This is a genomic window from Croceicoccus marinus (assembly GCF_001661675.2).
In the GTDB taxonomy this organism is placed as follows: domain Bacteria; phylum Pseudomonadota; class Alphaproteobacteria; order Sphingomonadales; family Sphingomonadaceae; genus Croceicoccus; species Croceicoccus marinus.
In genome coordinates this window covers 42,436-59,406 of the sequence record NZ_CP019603.1, presented here as the reverse complement: position 1 = coordinate 59,406, position 16,971 = coordinate 42,436, and the positions used below count along the sequence as shown (strand labels likewise).

Sequence of the window (16,971 nt, the reverse complement as noted above, 5' to 3'; positions counted from 1 at the left end):
TGGTCATCAAGCTGACCCGCGCGATCGATGAGGTGATGGCACCCTTTTACGCCAACGAAGTCGCATTCTACCTGAACATTCGTCCCGAACTGACGATTGAGGCGCCCCGCTGCTACGGAGGGGATTTCAATGCGGAATCCACCCATTTCGGTTTGTTGCTGGAAGACCTGACCGAACGCGGTGCAACCTTTCCCAATACGACGCAGCGCACCGGACGATATCCGCCTGCTGCTCGACCAATTGGCAAGTCTTCACGCCCGCTTCTGGGATTCACCGCGTTTATCGGGCGATCTCGTCTGGGTCGAGACCCATATCGAGGGCAAGGTGACGGATCTGATGAACCGTGTGGCTCCATCCTATATTGCGCATGAGGTTGAGAACGAAAACTTCAAGCGCGAGATGGTGCAGCGGCTCCGCTCCACGCCTGACCGACTTCTGGCGGGCGTCCAGGCACTTCAGCGGCATCAATCGACCCTGCCTCAGACACTGCTCCACGGCGACACGCACTTTGGGAACACCTACCGGCTGCCCAACGGTGTCGCCGGACTGCTCGACTGGCAACTGATGGTACGCGGCTATGCTATGCACGACGTCAGCTATATTATCGCAACCGGGCTTTCGATCGAAGATCGGCGCGGCAGCGAACGTGACTTGCTTGCCTATTATCTCGACCGGCTGTCGCAGGAAGGCGTCGCGAACGCGCCATCGATGGATACGGTCTGGAACGAGTATCGGCACATGATGGTATGGGCGGTCTATATCGGGTGGCTTACCACTCCGGTCGTAAATTACGGGTGGGAAATCAATGTGATGAACCACCTTCGCCTGACGACAGCCTATGAAGATCTCGAGACCGCCAAGCTGGTCGACGCGTCAATCTAGTGCTGGGCGCGGGAATTTCCTTGCAAAGCACCATCGAGATCGACGGCGACGAGGCCCGCGCTAGTTCCCGCATCATGGCGTGGCACTGGTTCCATCGCGAAGATGGCGACGAACATGCGCAGACGGACCTGCTGGCCATCGGCGGCTATCAGGATCGCCTGCGGCGCACCCCGACGGCTGGCGGATCTACGAACGGCGAGGCGTGAATTTCGGAACCGGCGTTGGCATCGGAAACGTACCGGAACAGATGAAGCCGGTGTTCGACGGGATGGGGGGCAGGCTTTCGCAATGGCCATGATTCGGGCCCGGCAAGTTCGGGCTGGCCGATACTGACACGATCATTTCCGGGGGATTGGCGGTCGATCCGTCGATCGGTCGAAGTGCTGCTCGCGCAACAAAACATTCTATAGAATATATGGCGTATAGCTCGGATCGTCCCTAGCAGGTAAAAGATGGGAGCGCTGGACCGAACAGATTCGCATATGCCGTCGCCCGGCATCAAGCCGCAGGTGGCGCTTGCCACCGGCTCGCAAACCCCGCTCCAGCCGAACGCGACACGCGCCGAAGCGGTGGCGGACAGGCTGCGGCTGGAAATAGTCAGCGCCCGCATCGCCCCCGGAACCCTTTTGCGGGAAACCGCGGTTGCCGAACAATTGGGCGTAAGCCCGACGCCCGTTCGGGAGGCTTTTGCTGCGTTGGCGGCAGAAGGCTTGCTGCAGGTTGAGGCGCATCGCCTGAAACGGGTGACGCCCATCGATCTCGCCGCGACGCACGACTTGCTGCGCGTTCAGACCAAGCTTTGGCGGTTCGGCTACGAATGGGGCATGCCCAACGTCGGGCCAGAGGAAATAGCGCGGCTGGGGCATGCTATCGAGATTTACCGCGACGCGCTGGACCGGGGCCACGCACTAGCGGCGATCCGCGCCGGCCATGAATTCCATTCGGTCTTCATCATCGCCTCGGCAAATGCGGAACTACTGCGCTCAACGCTTGACCGCCGCTCGCTGATTGCGCGGTTCATCCTGCTGCACGGATCGACCACGATTTCAAAGGCCGGTTTGCGCAAGCACAAGGCCATTTTGGCCTGTCTCAAACGGGGCGATGCCGACGGCGTGTTGATCCAGCTCGACGAATTGGCGGCCAGATTGCTGGCCATGGCTGGCGACCGGGACAGATAACCAATTCGATTATAAAGACTAAACGATTGAGGAGAGCAGCATGGATTTCGAACTTCCCGAAGAATATCAGGCCTTCAGGGACATGGTTCGTCGCTGGGTGGACAACGAGGCACCCAAGGACTGGGCCCGCAGCCTTGAAATGGACGAACATAACTACCCCTTCGCCCTTTGGGATAAGTTCGCCGAGACCGGTTTCCATGGAGTCGGAATTTCGGAGGATTACGAAGGACAGGGCGGCGATGTCGTGATGCAGATGCTGCTCGCGCGCGAGCTTGCGCGGACGCTGGGTGGGCTCGCATGGATCTGGGGCATCACCTCGTTCGCCGGATCGAAATCCATCGGCCTCTACGGCAGCCCGGAGCAGAAGGCGAAGTTCCTGCCGGAAATCGCCAATGGCCGGCTCAAGGCCGCGATCGCCTTTACCGAACCCGCTGGCGGCACCGACCTGCTGGGCGCGATGGCTACCACGGCGGAAAAGGTCGATGGGGGCTGGGTCCTGAACGGCGAAAAGATCTGGAGTTCTTCCGCACATGTCGCGGATTACCTGCTGGTCATCGCGCGCAGCGACAAAACGGCGGAAAAGAAGCATCACGGCCTGACCCTGTTCTGGGTTCCGACAAGCACCGAGGGCGTGAAGATTACGCCTCTGGCCAAGCTTGGCATGCGGTCGATGGGCAGCTGCTCCATCCATTTCGACAATGCCTTCGTTGCCGATGACGCCGTGCTGGGTGAGCCGGACAAGGCCTGGCACATACTGCTCCCGACGCTCAACAACGAACGCATCATGGTCGGCGCGTTCTGCCTTGGCGTGATCGACGGCGTGCTAGAAGATGCCCTCGACTACATGCAGCAGCGCAAGGCGTTCGGCGGGGTCATCGGACGCTTCCAAAGCCTGCAGCATTACGTGGCCGATATTGCGACGATGCAAAAGACAACAGAACTGATGCTGCATTATTGCGCTGACAAGCAGAGCCGGGGCGAACAGGTTGGGGTTGAGGCCAACATGCTCAAGCTGATAGCGTCGGAAAATGCCAACAAGGCCGCCGATCTCGGCATCCAAATCCTTGGCGGCATGGGCTATTCGGCCGAAACCGACATGCAACGCTATTGGCGCGACAGCCGCTTGTGGCGGATCGGTCCGATCACCAATGAAATGGTGCGTAACGGAATTGCGGAAAGCCTTGGGTTGCCCCGTTCGTTCTAAGGAGGTCCGCCGCATATCTAGGATAGGCTGAAAGTGCCTTTTCTTAGCATATGGTAGGCATTCGACGGAACGGGCAAGCGTGAAGAATTAAGGCGGATGACGGGATCGAGCCGATGGAATGGCGGCCGAGGAATTTCGTATTGGTGGGCGGCGTGCAGGGCAGTGGCCGCGCCGAAGCACTTGCGGCGGCCAATGCCAGATGCGCCATTTTGCTGATCGCGCGCGATCCAGCGGCAGGAAAGTTGCCGCCGCACTGGCTCTGAACATCGCAATTCCCAAAAATGACAAAGGCTTGCTGAAGAAATCATTCGAGTTAGCGATGTCGCTATTCGAAACCCCCGCGAGATGAAATGGCCCGATTGTTGGACATCACCGTGGACCTTAATTTCTTCAGGCAATTTACTAACTTCGCGAGTCAGCGAAGGCGATGGTATGTAGACAGTCGGGTTTCTTTGCTCTCTCAAATTGGTGCGAGGCGCGCGGCGGGTGATCCGCCTGACCGCCTTGCTTAGTCATCAATTTTCTAGCTTTTCGCGGCCCATTGGTCGCCGCGCTGCAGCAGAGCGTTCGTTGCAGGAGCGGCAGAGCGCATGTCGATCTGCTGCTGACTATTCGCTGTTAGATTAAGACCACCGAGTTCCCCATCAATCAACGGCTGTCGTGCCAGACCCACCCGAAGCTCGACATCTACGGCGTCGGTGCCTGATGCGATAACGGGGTGGCTTCTCTAAGTGAGGCTATTGAAGGCCATGTCGGCAATCACTCTAATCTTCAGACATCCAAAGAGCCATCGCTTTCCAGATCGCAATCTGGTCGTTGATTGTGAGTTTGATTTCGCTTGTGATGTCAGTTGCCTGAAGCGCAGTTCCTGTCCCTACTTTAGATAGAGGGTCCGTTTCATCTTCTTCTTGTCTTCTTTTAGGCACCAATCTTCTCCTATCCGTCAATCTCACCTGCGTAAGATTTAGCGTATTATGCGAATTTTGCATTGGATTTTCAACTATCGCTTTCAACACTGCCCTGAGCGATCGGACGAAGCCCCTTCAATGGCACGCTGATGGAAGAGAGCAGTCGCCGCCAATATGTTTGCTACGGATAGTTCAGCATCGACTTGCCAAGGTTGGCATCCGTCCCCTTTCCAATCAATTTCCGTATCGAACGAGTGGATGGTCGCACATAAACCCAAAGGGTCCTGAGTTTGTTCGACGCCCTATCAGCATCGCTGCAAGTTCGTCAGCGCCCGCCAGTCGAAATAGGCGAGATTGGGCCGGCCCATCATGATGAGAGAAGCACTGCTTGATTGGTACGCCCCGCCGCACCCTCGGGCAGCTTGCACGCGATCGAATTTGCATAGGCATTCAGTCCGAGACTGGCGTCACTGCAGAGCTTGTCTGACAATCCTTCTTAACGGACAAGCTACCCACCGATGCAGACGAGAAGCGCGCTAGGATCAGCAAAGTGCGGTAGGTCACCCTGCACAGATCGATTAATATTCATGTTAAAGATCTCGGGTCGGCATACTGCTTGGGGACGCTTAGCAGCCGCTTTTTCTATTTTTTTTGATAAGCCTGATTTTCCTCTTCCATGCGGTCGAGACTGGTACCATTGCCGCCGCTACCAAAGATCTAATTGAGAATAAACGTTACCGCTGACGGTCTTGCGACGAAGGTCATATGGCATAGCGGCGAATTTGCGCTCGGCATCGCTCCACGTTTCGTAGCGGATCACCAAGATTACGAGCAGACGAGCTTGTCCGTCGAACAAGGGACGGATGGAGGCGATGGGAACTAAACCCGAGATTATGAGAAAAATTGCTAATATAGATTATGTAAAAATGATTCAAAGCATTTGGCACAGATCTGGTCGCTCGCTTTATGAGTGTTGGCCTCGTCTGGAGGGTTGATCTTAAGCGGCGATCTTGCGGTGCTGAAAGCGCCGATGGGCGATGGTCTTTCGTTTGATCTTTCTGCGCCGCTCCAGGATGGCAGAAGCCCTGCCGAAGTAGGCATCTGCAGGCGTCACATTGTCCAGGCTCTCGTTGTCGCGCTGGTGGTTGTAGTGTTCGATGAAGGCCTCGATCTGGCATTCGAGGTCACCGGGCAGGAAATAGTTATCCAGTAGCACGCGGTTCTTCAACGTCTGGTGCCAGCGCTCGATCTTGTCCTGGGTCTGGGGATGGAACGGCGCGCCGCGGACATGGGCCATGTCCTTGGTGTCCAGATAATCAGCCAGCTCGTTCGCGATGTAGCTTGGCCCATTGTCCGACATTAGCCGGGGCTTGTGCAGCACGGTAGCATGGGTCGCAGCCTGACGCCTCCAGCGCGAGGTCGTGCGTATCGGTGACATCGCTGGCGCACATGGTCGAGCACAGCTTCCACGCGATGACGTGAGCCGCGGGAAGTCGTCGGGCACGGTCGAGAGATACATCCAGCCCCACCCGATGATCTTGAAATAGGTGAAGTGTCCTCCGGCTTCGCCTCCGTTCAGCTGCGCTTCCCGTCTGCCAAATTTCGTTCGGCCGGGTAGTCTTGTCGCGGAACTCCTCCGCTCCCTTGATGACCGTATAGGCCGGGCTGGTGATGAGATCATGGGCCTTTAGCAGCCTGTAAACGCTGGCTTCCGACACGAAGTAGCGCCTCTCGTCAGTGAAGCGTACGGCCAGTTCGCGCGGGGAGAGATCGCTGTGCTCCAGCGCCATCTCGACGATCTGGTGCTGGATGCGGGCCTCGATCCGGTTCCACACGCGGCCCGGCGTAGAGGGGCCCTCCGGACCGCCTTCGAGGAAGCGATCGTAACAGCGGTAGAATGTCCGGCGGGGAATGCCGAGTTGGTCCAGCGTACGCTTGGCTGGCAGGTGCGATTGCTCGACGATGCGCCCCTTCGGGAAAATGATCCCCCGGATCAATTTCTGACCCTCAGGACATTTCCAGTTTCTCGGATGCGGGATATCTCATGCCTCGTCGTCCCCAAGCCCGCTGATGCTTTTTTAAGCAGCCGGTTCTCAAGGGTGAGATCCGCGACGCACTTCTCCAGATCGCGGCCTTCGCGGCGCAGATCCTGCACCTCGGTGCTGGTCGCGGCCCGTGCGGTATCGCCGGCAAGCCGGCGCTTGCCATGTCACCGGCAAGATGATCCCCCGGATTATCTTGCGTAGCTCCATTCCATAAATTTCTTCGATCAGGTGTAGTAGAGGTTCTGGGCGATCCCCTCCATGCGGCACAGCTCGGCAATGCTGTCATCGCCGCGCAGGCCTTCCAGAACGATGCGGATCTTGTCCTCTGCCGAGAAATGCCGCCGGGTACGCCGCTTGATGTCTTTGACGACCGCCTCCGCGCTGAGCTTGGCTGCCGGGTTCGACCTGGAGTGTTTTTGGCTTCATCTGCGTTCCTTCGGAAAAGGCGTTCAGGATGGGCCGGGCATTTCGATCAAGCTATCGGCGCTCCACATACGCTACAGCCGCGCCCAACTGGGCCGCGTGGTCGAGGAACTGGTGCCGCGCGTGCGCGATCTGGCGTTTCTGGCCAAGCATTACGACATTGGCTTCAACGTCGATGCCGAGGAAGCCGATCGGCTCGAAATTTCGCTCGACATCCTCGAAGCCCTGGCTCTGGATCCGCAACTTGCCGGTTGGAACGGATTGGGCTTTGTAGTGCAGGCCTAGGAGGCGCACGGCAAAGTCACCGGCAAAACCGTTGTCGGGCGTAAGATTTGTGATGCTCATAGCCGGTAATTCAGCGCGCAAGCACGCAAGGTCAAGCCGCGACTTGCCCTGTCAGTCAGACCGATGGTCCGTCCCTTGCCGAGCAGCCGCAGCCTTCAAGCGCCGCAGTCTAAGGCTGATCGGGCTCGGTGTCTGCCACAGGCGCAGTCAGTTGCTGGTCGGCCTGCGCAAGCGCGCGCTTGAGTTCGTCTCGCCGTCCGATCGCATCGCGGCTGATGGTAAGGCCGAAGGGGTTTGCAGCGGTCCAGGCCGAGGCCATGACAATGATAAGGGTCAGCAGGAAATCCGGCGGATTTTGCTTTGGAGGGAGACAAGTCTGTGAAACGAAAGCGGTTTTCTACAGAGCAGATTTTGTCGATGCAGAAGCAGGCGGAGTTGGGCCCGCCGGTGGCCGATTTGATCCGCCAAGTCGGGATTTCCAAGCAGACATTCTACAGGTGGAAGCGGCAGTATGGGGGCTGGAGTCGGACCAAGTCCGCGAGTTGAAGCAAGAAAATGGCGGCATCCAAACGCCACATCCCGCACTTCAGCTCAATCGAGGAAGTCGATGTCACCAAGCTTGAGGAGATGCCAAGCGATCGCAACGCTGCGCGCGGCAACAAACCGAAACTGACCATCCTGTCCATGCTGATCACCGCGATTTGCAAGATCCTGCCCGATCATCCTATGCTCAACGCACCCTTCGACGATGAAGCAGGCATCGTTTCGCGGTTCCGAAGCATGCCCATCGGGATCGCGACAAAGACTGATGCCGGTCTGATGCTCCCCGTCCTCCGTGACGCGCAAAGTGAGAACCTGTGGCAACTCGCAGCTGCCTGCTGCTCCTCGCTCTCGACCGCAACGAAGCGCATGTTCGGGCGCTGTGCAGCCTCGCAAGTCGCTTCGGCATCGGCGGCATCGTTCTTCTGGCGCTTTACAAACGGCTTCACATAGGAAGGCGGGATCAACCGGATCTCGTGACCGAGCGCCGTAAACTCGCGTGCCCAGTGATGCGCTCCGCCACATGCCTCCATTGCCATCAGGCAACGCGGCTGCTGCGCCATGAAATCCTGCCACTTGCCTCGGCTCAACCGCGGCTGAAAACCTGCTTGCCGCTCCCGTCCACACCGTGCGCGTGAAACACGCTCTTAGCGATATCCAGACCGATTGTGGTAACTTCCGACACGGACGCCTCCTTCAGTGATGTTCAACACTTCCACTTTGGCACATCGATGCCGTCGGGGGGCGTCCTCCCATCAGCTTTTGGGCTGAAAAGTGTGAGTAGCGGACGTTGGCATAGGTTACTCCGAGGGTCAGTCCACTCGTATTGCTTACCGAGAATTCATCAACGCCTCATGGCTTTTCATGCGGCGCACCGGCTTCGATGATCAGCTCACCCACGGCGTCCGCGGCTAGACCTGCAAAAGCGTTCCAGCGGGATCACGGCCCATGGCGACCAACGGGATCAATAGTACAACCGCTCCTATGGGAACTGCGATGGCGCCAATAACGCTTTTCGACCACCACCGCCATTTACGACTTAACCGCTTAACGAGCCGGTTGCCAGCGTCCGTCATCGTGCGAAAAGCTTAATAGCTGAAACTCGCCGGTTGCGGACCGTTAGATTGTAGGAACTGACATAATCGAATAAAATGCTAAAATGGGCTTCCTCCATAGTCGGCCTTTCGCCGACCGTAAGAACTTTCACGCGGCCCCCTTGCGCCATCCACACAGATGGAACCGCGGCAATCCAGCATGAATTGCCGCGGTTCCGGGGAGAGCTCGTCAGAAGCTTGCCGAGACGGTCACGCCATACGTACGCGGACGTCCCGCATAGCGTACCGTCGTGTCGGTGATCCGCGTGGCATTGTTCCAGTAATATTCGTTCGTCAGATTGCGAACGAATGCGCCGATCTTGTATTTTTCGGCAAGCTTCAGGCCAGCACGCAAATCGATCAGCACGTAATCGTCGATCGTCAGCCCCCCCCGGCTTGTCAGATCATCGGACGGCGTCGCGCGGGCATCGCCCAGCACGGCCTTTGAATCGCTTTGAAAGCTGAGATTCGCGCCGATATAGGGCGAGATGCTGTCGCTTGCCGCCCACTCGTACTGGCCATCCATGAGGACCTGGTACTTGGGCGTATAGGGGAAGCTCGACCCGGCAAAATCGACCTGATTTCCGTAAGGATCGTAATTGACGAAGCTGCCCTTGATCTTGGTATCGAGATAAGTGGCGCCGATGCTGAAGCGCAGGCCATCGGTGGGTGCCAGATCCAGTTGCAGTTCCGCTCCCTTCACCTCGGACTTGGGCACGTTGACCAATGCTTCGAGCGGGCCAAAGATATCCGGGTTGGCGACCACGCGGCCCTTGAACTGCTTGTCGGCATAATCATAGTAGAACACCGCCGCGTTGATCTGGGCCGTACGATCCAGAACCGTCAGCTTCGTTCCGATTTCATAGGCCGTTACAGATTCCTGCGTGACCGGGCTGAACTGGTTGGCATCGCTGGCCGACAGCAGCGGAAAGCTACCCGATTTGAAGCCGCGGCTGACGCTGGCATAGACGAGCGCGTCGGGCGAAGGCTTGAGGTCGATGCCCGCGCGCCACGAGACGTTGTCCTCATCCAGCTTGTCGATCACTTCGACAGCGGTAAGCGTTGAGGAATCGATCGTCACGCAGGCGTCGTCGGCGATCGTGATCGGGTCCAGCCCCGCGCCCGAGCGGATGAAGTTCAGCAAGTTCTCGATCCCCTGCCCCAGAGCGTCGCCGCGATCGGCGGTGCAGCCTGCGAAATCGATGTCGGTATCGGTATAGCGAATGCCGCCGTGCAAGGTGACCAGATCGCCGATGTCGTAATCGACATTGGCAAAGATCGCCTTGTTCACGAATTTCTGACGGGCATACTGGCTATAGACGAAGAACGGGCCGCCCAGTCCTGCATCGACAAAATTATAGGCCGATGTGGACTGGTCGTAAGGCCCGGCGTCGTCCTGCTGATAGGTCTTTTCGCGGGCGTAATTTCCGCCGATGATCCATGTCAGATTGCCCATCTCGCCCTGCAGACGCAGTTCCTGCGAAAAGGCGCTGATGTCACCGGTGGTGTTGTAGAAATAGTCGCGAAGCGCCACGCCATCGGGATCGATGGCGGTGTCATGCGAATATTCCGACCAGCTGGTGATCGAGGTCAGCGTCACGGCGCTGGAAAGATCGAGATCGCCGCGCAGAGCCGCCTGATAGAACCAGTTGTCGCGCTTGGGCGCCTGCGTATCGGTCCAGTCGGCGTCGCGGTTGTTTTCAGGCGCGACAGGATAGGTAGCGAGATCGCCGAGCCGCGCCGGATTACCCAGCGGCACCACGCCGATCAGCTGCGCGGCCTGCCCGTCACTCTTATCGATGAAACCGTTGAGGTTCAGCTCGAAACGCAGCGCATCGCTCGGCTCAAAATCCACCAGCATGCGCGCGGACGTAAAGCGTTGATCGCCCAGTTCATCATCGCGTGTATAGCTGCGCTGCCATGCCCCGCCCTGGACGGTCTGCGCCGCGAAGCGCGCCTTGATCGTATCGCTCAGCGGGCCGCTGACATGGCCGCCCACCGTGACTTCGCCAAGGTTCTGAACCGTGGCAGAAAGACCGCCTTCAAGATAATCCGTCGGCTTGGCCGCGATATAGTTGATCGCGCCGCCGGTGGCATTCGAACCAAACAGAGTGCCCTGCGGGCCCTTCAAAACCTCGACCCGTTCAAGATCGAGCGTGGCACCGCGCGTCATGATGGAAAACGGGATCGGGACCTGGTCCTGGTAGACGCTGACCGTGGGTTTTGCCGCAAGGCTGGTATCGTAAAATCCCACGCCGCGCAGCGTGTAGACCGGCGTTGCATAGGCGCTTTCGGTATAAGTGAAGCCTGGCACGACCTTCACCAGATCGGCAACATCGGTGATGCCCTGATCCGCCAGCTGGTCGCCCGATGCGGCGGTGATCGAGAGTGGTACGTCGTTCAACGATTCCGACCGTTTCTGGGCCGTGACGATGATTTCTTGCAGTCCTTGTGACGGCTGAGCGGACTGTGGCTCGGCTTCATCCGATGGCTGCATGTCCTGCGCGAAGGCATTGCCCGCAATGGCCAGTGTCGATGCCGAAACGGCAAGTATGATTGCTGTCTTCATTATCCCTCTCCTGTTCATTCAGGGCTGGCCGTCTTCGGAACCATATCCCTATCTCAATTGCTTATTTTTCAGGATTTCTTGCGCTTAGGCCTTGCGGAAGCGGACCGGCAGGCTCTTGTAACCGCCAACAAAATTGGCCTCGACCAGCTTGGGCGGGCCAGCCAGCTCGATCGATGCGATATGCGGCATCAGTTCTTCGAAGAGGATGCGCATTTCCAGTTTCGCCAGATGCTGGCCAAGGCACATGTGCGGGCCAAATCCGAAAGCGATGTGCTTGTTGGGGCTGCGCCTGATGTCAAAACGGTCCGGATCGTCGAACACCGCCTCATCACGATTGCCCGATGGGTAACACATCATCAGTCGGTCCATCGAACGGATCAGCTGTCCGCCGACCTCCACATCCTGCGTCGCGTTGCGCATGAAATGCTTCACGGGACTGGTCCAGCGGATCGCCTCGTCGACAAGACCAGGGATCATTGCGGGATCGGCCTTCACCTTCTCGAAGTTCTCAGGGAACTCGATCATGCCGTGCATGCCCCCTGTGACGGATGAAGAGGTGGTGTCATGCCCCGCAGTCGCGATGGCGACGAAATAGCCATTGGCTTCGTCACGCCCGATGGGGGCGCCATTGATCCGCGAATTGGCGATCAGGGTCAGAAGGTCGTCCTGCGGCTCGGCCCGGCGCTTTTCGGCCAGCGCGTCGAAATACTGGAAGAAATCCTCAAGCGCTGCGGCCCACATCTTGGCGGCGGCGACGGGATCGTCCTTCATCTCGTCACGCTGCTCTTCAGGGTCGTGGCCGCCAAAGAACTCCTGCGTCAGCTTCAGCATCCTGGGTTCATCTTCGGGCGGCACGCCGAAAAGCGTCATGATCACGCGCAGCGGGTAATGCAGCGCGAAATCACGCACGAAATCACATTCACCGTCAAAGCTGAGGAAGTGCTCGACAGACTGCTTGGCCAGAACGCGAATCTGGTCTTCGAGCTTTCCAATCTTGCCCGGCAGGAACCAGTTGGCCGTCAGCATGCGATATTGCTGGTGAACCGGCGGATCCATATAGGTCAGCGACGCCAGGCCGCTGACCGACCCGCCCGTCATTTCACGGGTAAAATCGTCCGAAGCGCGGTCGTTCAGCACCGGGTTGAAATCGGCGTTGTGAAAAAGTTTAGCGTTCTTCTCGACCTCGCGGATGTCGGCATGGCGGGTTACGATCCACATGGGATCGAATCCTTCGACCTCGGCCACGCCCAGCGGCATGTTTCCGCGCAGCCATTTGAATGCGTCATAGATCACGGCATCATCGGCATAGGACTTCGCCGCAATGACGGTCTCTGCAATGTGCTGAGGGATAATGGGACGCGAAGTCGCCTGTGTTGCCGAAGCCATCTCTATCTCCCGAACCGCGGCCATTTCGCCGCCTCTTGCGTATTCAATATACGTAATCTGCAGAGATGATTTGGGTCAAGCGCCAAAATGGTCGAACCATTGGCGGAAACTCGCATGACTCGATGCGATCGGGCTAATCCGGCGGAAATCGGAGGATGTTGATTCGCATAATCGAATGTCCGCAGACAAATCGAATGGCGCGACTATTGTTCGCGATGCGCGCGATGATCCAGCGTTCGGCTATCTGACGTTTCGCGCGCGTGCCTGATCGCATCGACATGCCGGAAAAAGGCGCGGCGGCGCATCAGGCCAAAAAAGTTGAGCATGAGCGGCAAGGCCGCTTCGACCAGGCGGGCTGCCTCCTCCACGTCCCTGCGGCCCTCGACATGTTCGAGAAAGGTCTTGGCCTCCCACGCGCCGACGAAATCCGAAGCCTCGATATAGAAGCCCAATATGTCCGGCGAATAATCGAGCGTGTCATTGAAACCGGCGTTGCGCATATCGCCCCAGATGCTGACCAGTTCCGCCGAGGTCAGGCTCAAGGCTTCACCCTGATCGGTCTCGATAATCTCGATAATCCCGATTTCGCTCAGTGTCTTCGCGTCCTGTCGGGCCTTGGGATAACGCTTGACCAGAGAATCGAGGGGCACAGGGGCCTGATCGGATGCTTCGCTGTGAGCCACCAGGGTTTCCAGGTCGTCGAAGGCGCTCTCATCAACCCGCTTGCTGGTTCCGCTGCCGGCAACAAGCTCCTTGATCTGGGACAGCGTCAACCGGTTCTCCCGCTGAAGCCGCCGCACCGCGCGGATCGCTTCAACATGCTGATCGCCGTATTCGGCGACGGTCCTGCCGCTGCGTTCCGGTTGAGGAACAAGACCCTCGCGCAGGAAAACGCGTATCGTTTCCCTGTTCACGCCGGTTGCTTCTTCCAGTTCCTTCATTTTCATTGGCCAAGGCTACAGCACGCGATGCGGGACTGCGCAAGATGCCCGTGCACCCGCAGGCCGCCACCTTTGCGCCAGATCAAGGTCGATCGATCCGATCCGGGCCGGAAAGCCCGTTGGCAAGAGGTCGGACCATTGGGCCAGCACTTGTCAGCACGCGAAACGGGCAATACCGATAGCTGGAAAACAAGAGCAACTGGCAAAACATGATCATGGCAAAACCGGCAGGAAGCGAAATCAAGAGGGGCTTCAAACCCATCAAGACGCAGCGCGCATTCGAAGCGGTATGCGATCAGGTGCGCCAGATGGTCGCTGATGGCACGTTAAAGGCAGGTGACAAGCTTCCGGCCGAACGCGAACTGGCCGTCCGCTTCCAGATCAGCCGCAACGCGGTGCGCGAGGCGCTGCGAAGCCTTGAAATGTCGGGTATCATCCGCAACGAAAAGGGCGTGAAGGGCGGCGCCTTCATTCAGGCGGCAGAAAATGAACATGTCGCGCAGGCGATGCAGGACTTCGTCCATCTCGGCAAAGTCTCGCTCGACGAATTGACCGAAGCGCGTCTCAGCATTCAAGCCACTGTCGTTCGCCTTGCGTGCGAACGCGGGACCGACGCCCAATTCGATCGCTTGGCCGCCATCGTGGAGCAGACCCGCATCGAGACCGATGTCGAGGCACGCTATCACTGCGCGGTTGAGTTCTATCAGGTGCTGGCCGAAGCGACGGGGAACCGCATCTATGCGTTGTTCGTCGGGGCCTTATCATCGATCCTGCAGGCTTTCGTGGCCGGGCCGAATTACAAGACGTTGCAGGAAACCTTGATCGATTCGCGCCACCGCCTTGTCACGGCCCTGCGAGAGAGGGACTGCGATGCAGCCGTCGCGGAAATGACCGCGCACCTCGACCGGATACACCAACACATGCAGGAAAACGCGGCGCGCTAGCATCTGGCGCTTTGCGCGCTGATGACCATCGGCACCCACTTGCATTTTACCGCCCGATTTTTATAGGTAGGACCATTACACCTTTAAGAGACGGAGAGCGGTGTGGACGATCGGATGGCAGGCGCCCTTGATGGGATCAGGGTGCTGGATTTCACGGCAGTGATGGCAGGTCCGTTCGCCACTCGCATGCTGGCCGATCTTGGCGCCGAGGTCATCAAGGTGGAGACGATGAAAGGCGGCGATCAGGTCCGCGCCCGTCCGCCGCTGCGCGATGGCAAGAGCCGCTATTTCGCACAGCTCAACGCCGGCAAGCGCAGTCTTGCCTGCGACCTGAAGAACCCTGCCATGCAGGAGACCATCCGCAAGCTGGCCAGCCAGTGTGACATCGTGGTCGAAAATTTCCGCCCCGGCGTGATGGCCCGTTTCGGCCTTGATTATGAAACGCTGGCCAAAACCAATCCGCGCCTGATCTACTGCTCGATCTCAGGCTATGGCCAACAAGGGCCCAAGGCCCATTCCCCCGCCTATGCGCCGGTCATCCATGCCAGCAGCGGATTCGACATGACCAATCTTGAATATCAGGACAATGCGGACAAGCCGGCAACCAGCGGCATCTTCATCGCTGACGTTCTTGGTGGCACCCACGCTTTTGGCGCGATCCAGACCGCGCTCTTCCAACGCGAACGGACCGGCGCGGGCCAGTTCATCGATGTGTCCATGCTGGAAGCGATGGTCGGCATGCTGGTGTATGAAACGCAGACCGCGCAGCAGCCTCTCGATCAGCGCCGCCCGCTTTACAAACCTTTGCGCACCGCCGACGGATTCATCATGGTCGCCCCCACCAGCCCCGGCAATTTCCTGAGCCTGGTAAAAGCAATGGAGCGTGAAGATCTGGCCGACGATCCGCGCTTTGCCACCAATGCCGATCGCAATCGAAACTGGGATGCGCTGCTGGCCGAAGCCGAGAGCTGGACCATGAAGCACAGTTCGGCACAGGCCGAAGCACAGCTATCGGCAAAAGGCGTGCCCTGCGCTGTCTATCGCAACGTCACCGAGGTGATGGAGGACGAGCAACTGGCAGCACGCCAGGCCTTTACCACGCTGGACGACGGTGCCGGCCAGTTCAAAGTGACCAACCCTCCTTTCAAAATGTCCAATTCGGCCGCCCATGCCCGCGATCACATGCCCGCGCTGGGCGAGGATGGCGGCGCCATCCTTCACGACATATTAGATTTACCGGACGACGAGATCGAGACATATCGCTCTCAAGGCATGATGCTATAAGTTCTATCGAGAGACACATCGGAACAATCAGGTGCCGGACCGAGAGCGGGTTGAGGAAATGACCGAAGTTTTCGAGATCAACATCCGGCACCTGCGCGGGCTGGTGGCCATCCGCGAACACGGCAGTATCACCGCGGCAGGTTCCCTGGTGAACCTTTCCCAACCCGCCCTGACACAAGGCATTGCCAAGCTTGAACGCCAGTTCGGCTATACGCTGTTCGAACGGCGTTCTGGCGGCATGATCCCCACCGCCATGGGTCGCATCGTGATCGAACGGACAGAGGCCGCGCTGAAACATCTGGCCGACAGCGCCCAAGGCCTGACCAATGTGTTCAACAATCCCGAACGGCTCATGACGATGACGCAGCTGCGCGCCTTTCTGGCGCTTGCGGATGCCGGCAGCTTTGCCGAAGCAGCGCGCAGCATTGCCATATCGCAAACGGCTGTCCATCGCGCGGTGGGCGATCTGGAGCTGGTCATCGGCACCGATCTGGTCGAACGACGCGGACGGGCAGTGTGGCTGAATGCAGCAGGCAAAAAGCTTGCGCGCGGGTCGCGGCTTGCCGTTGCCGAAATTCAGGCGGCGCTGGTCGATCTCGCGCTCGACAGCGACAGCCGCAGCGAAATGATCTCCTTCGGCGCGCTGCCGCTCGCTCGCCCCTATATCGTGCCGCGCGCCATGGCCGATATCGCCAAGGAAGTGCCAAAGGCGTCGTTCAAGGTACTGGAAGGCAGCTGGAGCGAGCTTGTGGAGCCGCTGCGCGATGGCGCCATCGACATGATCGTGGGTGCACTTCGCCCCCACGAGATCGCCGACCTATATCAGCGTCCGCTTATCGAGGACCTTCTGGTCGTCGCCGCCGGCAGCCAGCACCCGCTTGCATCGGTGGAAAGGCCGACCATGGACCAGCTGCGGTCCTATCCATGGATCGTGGCGCCCGCCGACGCCCCGCTCAGGGCACATTGGGAACGGTTCTTTGCCGAAGGGCCAAGGCCCGAAACGCAGATCGAATGCGGATCGGTGATGATCATCGGCCGCCTGCTGACCTACTCGAACCTGCTGACGCTATTGTCGCCCGATCAGGTCGCGCTGCAGATCCGCAGCGGGCTTTTGACGCAGATTGGCAAGCCGCTGGAAGGCAGCCGCCGCATGGTGGGGATCACCACGCGGCGCAGCTGGCGACCCACAGCGACCCAGCGCCTGTTCTTCGAAAAGCTGGAAGAGGCCGCGCGCGAACGCACATCCAACCCCGATCTCACGGGCACGTGGATCTGACCCACGCGCCCT

Annotated in this window: 12 protein-coding genes and 6 pseudogenes; 12 read left to right on the top strand and 6 right to left on the bottom strand. The window is 58.8% G+C overall.

Going from position 1 to position 16,971, the window contains the following annotated elements; all coding sequences use genetic code 11:
- Positions 1–180 precede the first annotated feature (180 nt).
- The 5 genes from A9D14_RS20135 (at position 181) to A9D14_RS19625 (ending at position 3,527) form a co-directional block, all read left to right on the top strand.
- Positions 181–882 carry a phosphotransferase gene (locus A9D14_RS20135; RefSeq protein WP_232469044.1) on the top strand — a complete coding sequence of 234 codons (702 nt, stop codon included), beginning with the start codon at positions 181–183 and terminating at the stop codon, positions 880–882.
- 20 nt (positions 883–902) lie between these two features.
- Complete coding sequence (locus A9D14_RS14515) at positions 903–1,088, top strand: nuclear transport factor 2 family protein (protein WP_157668256.1); 186 nt, start codon at positions 903–905, stop codon at positions 1,086–1,088.
- A 246-nt stretch (positions 1,089–1,334) separates the two neighbouring features.
- Positions 1,335–2,060, top strand: a complete 726-nt coding sequence (locus A9D14_RS14510; protein WP_087910577.1) for a GntR family transcriptional regulator — start codon at positions 1,335–1,337, stop codon at positions 2,058–2,060.
- Positions 2,061–2,100: 40 nt separating this feature from the next.
- Positions 2,101–3,264, top strand: a complete 1,164-nt coding sequence (locus A9D14_RS14505) for an acyl-CoA dehydrogenase family protein (protein WP_066849432.1) — start codon at positions 2,101–2,103, stop codon at positions 3,262–3,264.
- Between the two features lie 113 nt (positions 3,265–3,377).
- Positions 3,378–3,527 (top strand): hypothetical protein, encoded by a 150-nt coding sequence (locus A9D14_RS19625; protein WP_157668255.1) that lies wholly within the window; start codon positions 3,378–3,380, stop codon positions 3,525–3,527.
- A 501-nt stretch (positions 3,528–4,028) separates the two neighbouring features.
- On the opposite strand, the gene A9D14_RS19620 is transcribed toward A9D14_RS19625, so the two are convergent.
- Positions 4,029–4,190, bottom strand: coding sequence for a hypothetical protein (locus A9D14_RS19620; protein WP_198302092.1), 162 nt, complete (start codon positions 4,188–4,190; stop codon positions 4,029–4,031).
- A gap of 979 nt (positions 4,191–5,169) precedes the next feature.
- Positions 5,170–6,643: pseudogene (locus A9D14_RS14500) on the bottom strand (DDE-type integrase/transposase/recombinase).
- A gap of 9 nt (positions 6,644–6,652) precedes the next feature.
- On the opposite strand from A9D14_RS14500, the pseudogene A9D14_RS20130 reads away from it, so the two are divergent.
- From A9D14_RS20130 to A9D14_RS14485, 3 pseudogenes are all read left to right on the top strand, one after another.
- Positions 6,653–6,922 (top strand): annotated as a pseudogene (locus tag A9D14_RS20130) (proline dehydrogenase family protein); the annotation flags it as partial.
- Positions 6,923–7,303: 381 nt separating this feature from the next.
- Positions 7,304–7,476, top strand: a pseudogene (locus tag A9D14_RS14490) (transposase); the annotation flags it as partial.
- Positions 7,472–7,795 (top strand): annotated as a pseudogene (locus A9D14_RS14485) (2-oxo acid dehydrogenase subunit E2); the annotation flags it as partial. The pseudogenes A9D14_RS14490 and A9D14_RS14485, both read left to right, overlap by 5 nt.
- On the opposite strand, the pseudogene A9D14_RS20125 reads toward A9D14_RS14485, so the two are convergent.
- From A9D14_RS20125 to A9D14_RS14470, 4 genes and pseudogenes are all read right to left on the bottom strand, one after another.
- A pseudogene (locus A9D14_RS20125) lies at positions 7,744–8,150 on the bottom strand (IS110 family transposase); the annotation flags it as partial. The pseudogenes A9D14_RS14485 and A9D14_RS20125 sit on opposite strands and share 52 nt — an antisense overlap.
- A 599-nt stretch (positions 8,151–8,749) precedes the next feature.
- A complete protein-coding gene (locus A9D14_RS14480; RefSeq protein WP_232469042.1) occupies positions 8,750–11,128 on the bottom strand; it encodes a TonB-dependent receptor in 2,379 nt (792 codons plus the stop codon).
- Positions 11,129–11,212: 84 nt separating this feature from the next.
- Positions 11,213–12,514 carry a cytochrome P450 gene (locus tag A9D14_RS14475; RefSeq protein WP_066850644.1) on the bottom strand — a complete coding sequence of 434 codons (1,302 nt, stop codon included), beginning with the start codon at positions 12,512–12,514 and terminating at the stop codon, positions 11,213–11,215.
- Positions 12,515–12,717: 203 nt separating this feature from the next.
- Positions 12,718–13,455 carry a MerR family transcriptional regulator gene (locus A9D14_RS14470; protein WP_232469040.1) on the bottom strand — a complete coding sequence of 246 codons (738 nt, stop codon included), beginning with the start codon at positions 13,453–13,455 and terminating at the stop codon, positions 12,718–12,720.
- Between the two features lie 209 nt (positions 13,456–13,664).
- Between A9D14_RS14470 and A9D14_RS20385 the strand changes: the two are divergent.
- The 4 genes and pseudogenes from A9D14_RS20385 to A9D14_RS14455 form a co-directional block, all read left to right on the top strand.
- Positions 13,665–13,847, top strand: a pseudogene (locus A9D14_RS20385) (FadR/GntR family transcriptional regulator); the annotation flags it as partial.
- Between the two features lie 3 nt (positions 13,848–13,850).
- Positions 13,851–14,399, top strand: coding sequence for a FadR/GntR family transcriptional regulator (locus A9D14_RS14465; RefSeq protein WP_232469138.1), 549 nt, complete (start codon positions 13,851–13,853; stop codon positions 14,397–14,399).
- A 114-nt stretch (positions 14,400–14,513) separates the two neighbouring features.
- A complete protein-coding gene (locus A9D14_RS14460; protein WP_066849418.1) occupies positions 14,514–15,683 on the top strand; it encodes a CaiB/BaiF CoA transferase family protein in 1,170 nt (389 codons plus the stop codon).
- Positions 15,684–15,741: 58 nt separating this feature from the next.
- Positions 15,742–16,959 carry a LysR family transcriptional regulator gene (locus A9D14_RS14455; protein ID WP_066849415.1) on the top strand — a complete coding sequence of 406 codons (1,218 nt, stop codon included), beginning with the start codon at positions 15,742–15,744 and terminating at the stop codon, positions 16,957–16,959.
- The last annotated feature ends 12 nt before the right edge of the window (positions 16,960–16,971 follow it).

Bases quoted from the DNA above. Each gene is read 5' to 3' on its own strand.
- A9D14_RS14510 (WP_087910577.1), top strand. From the start codon at position 1,335: ATGGGAGCGCTGGACCGAACAGATTCGCATATGCCGTCGCCCGGCATC.
- A9D14_RS14505 (WP_066849432.1), top strand. From the start codon at position 2,101: ATGGATTTCGAACTTCCCGAAGAATATCAGGCCTTCAGGGACATGGTT.
- A9D14_RS19625 (WP_157668255.1), top strand. From the start codon at position 3,378: ATGGAATGGCGGCCGAGGAATTTCGTATTGGTGGGCGGCGTGCAGGGC.
- A9D14_RS14480 (WP_232469042.1), bottom strand. From the start codon at position 11,128: ATGAAGACAGCAATCATACTTGCCGTTTCGGCATCGACACTGGCCATT.
- A9D14_RS14475 (WP_066850644.1), bottom strand. From the start codon at position 12,514: ATGGCTTCGGCAACACAGGCGACTTCGCGTCCCATTATCCCTCAGCAC.
- A9D14_RS14470 (WP_232469040.1), bottom strand. From the start codon at position 13,455: ATGAAGGAACTGGAAGAAGCAACCGGCGTGAACAGGGAAACGATACGC.
- A9D14_RS14460 (WP_066849418.1), top strand. From the start codon at position 14,514: ATGGCAGGCGCCCTTGATGGGATCAGGGTGCTGGATTTCACGGCAGTG.
- A9D14_RS14455 (WP_066849415.1), top strand. From the start codon at position 15,742: ATGACCGAAGTTTTCGAGATCAACATCCGGCACCTGCGCGGGCTGGTG.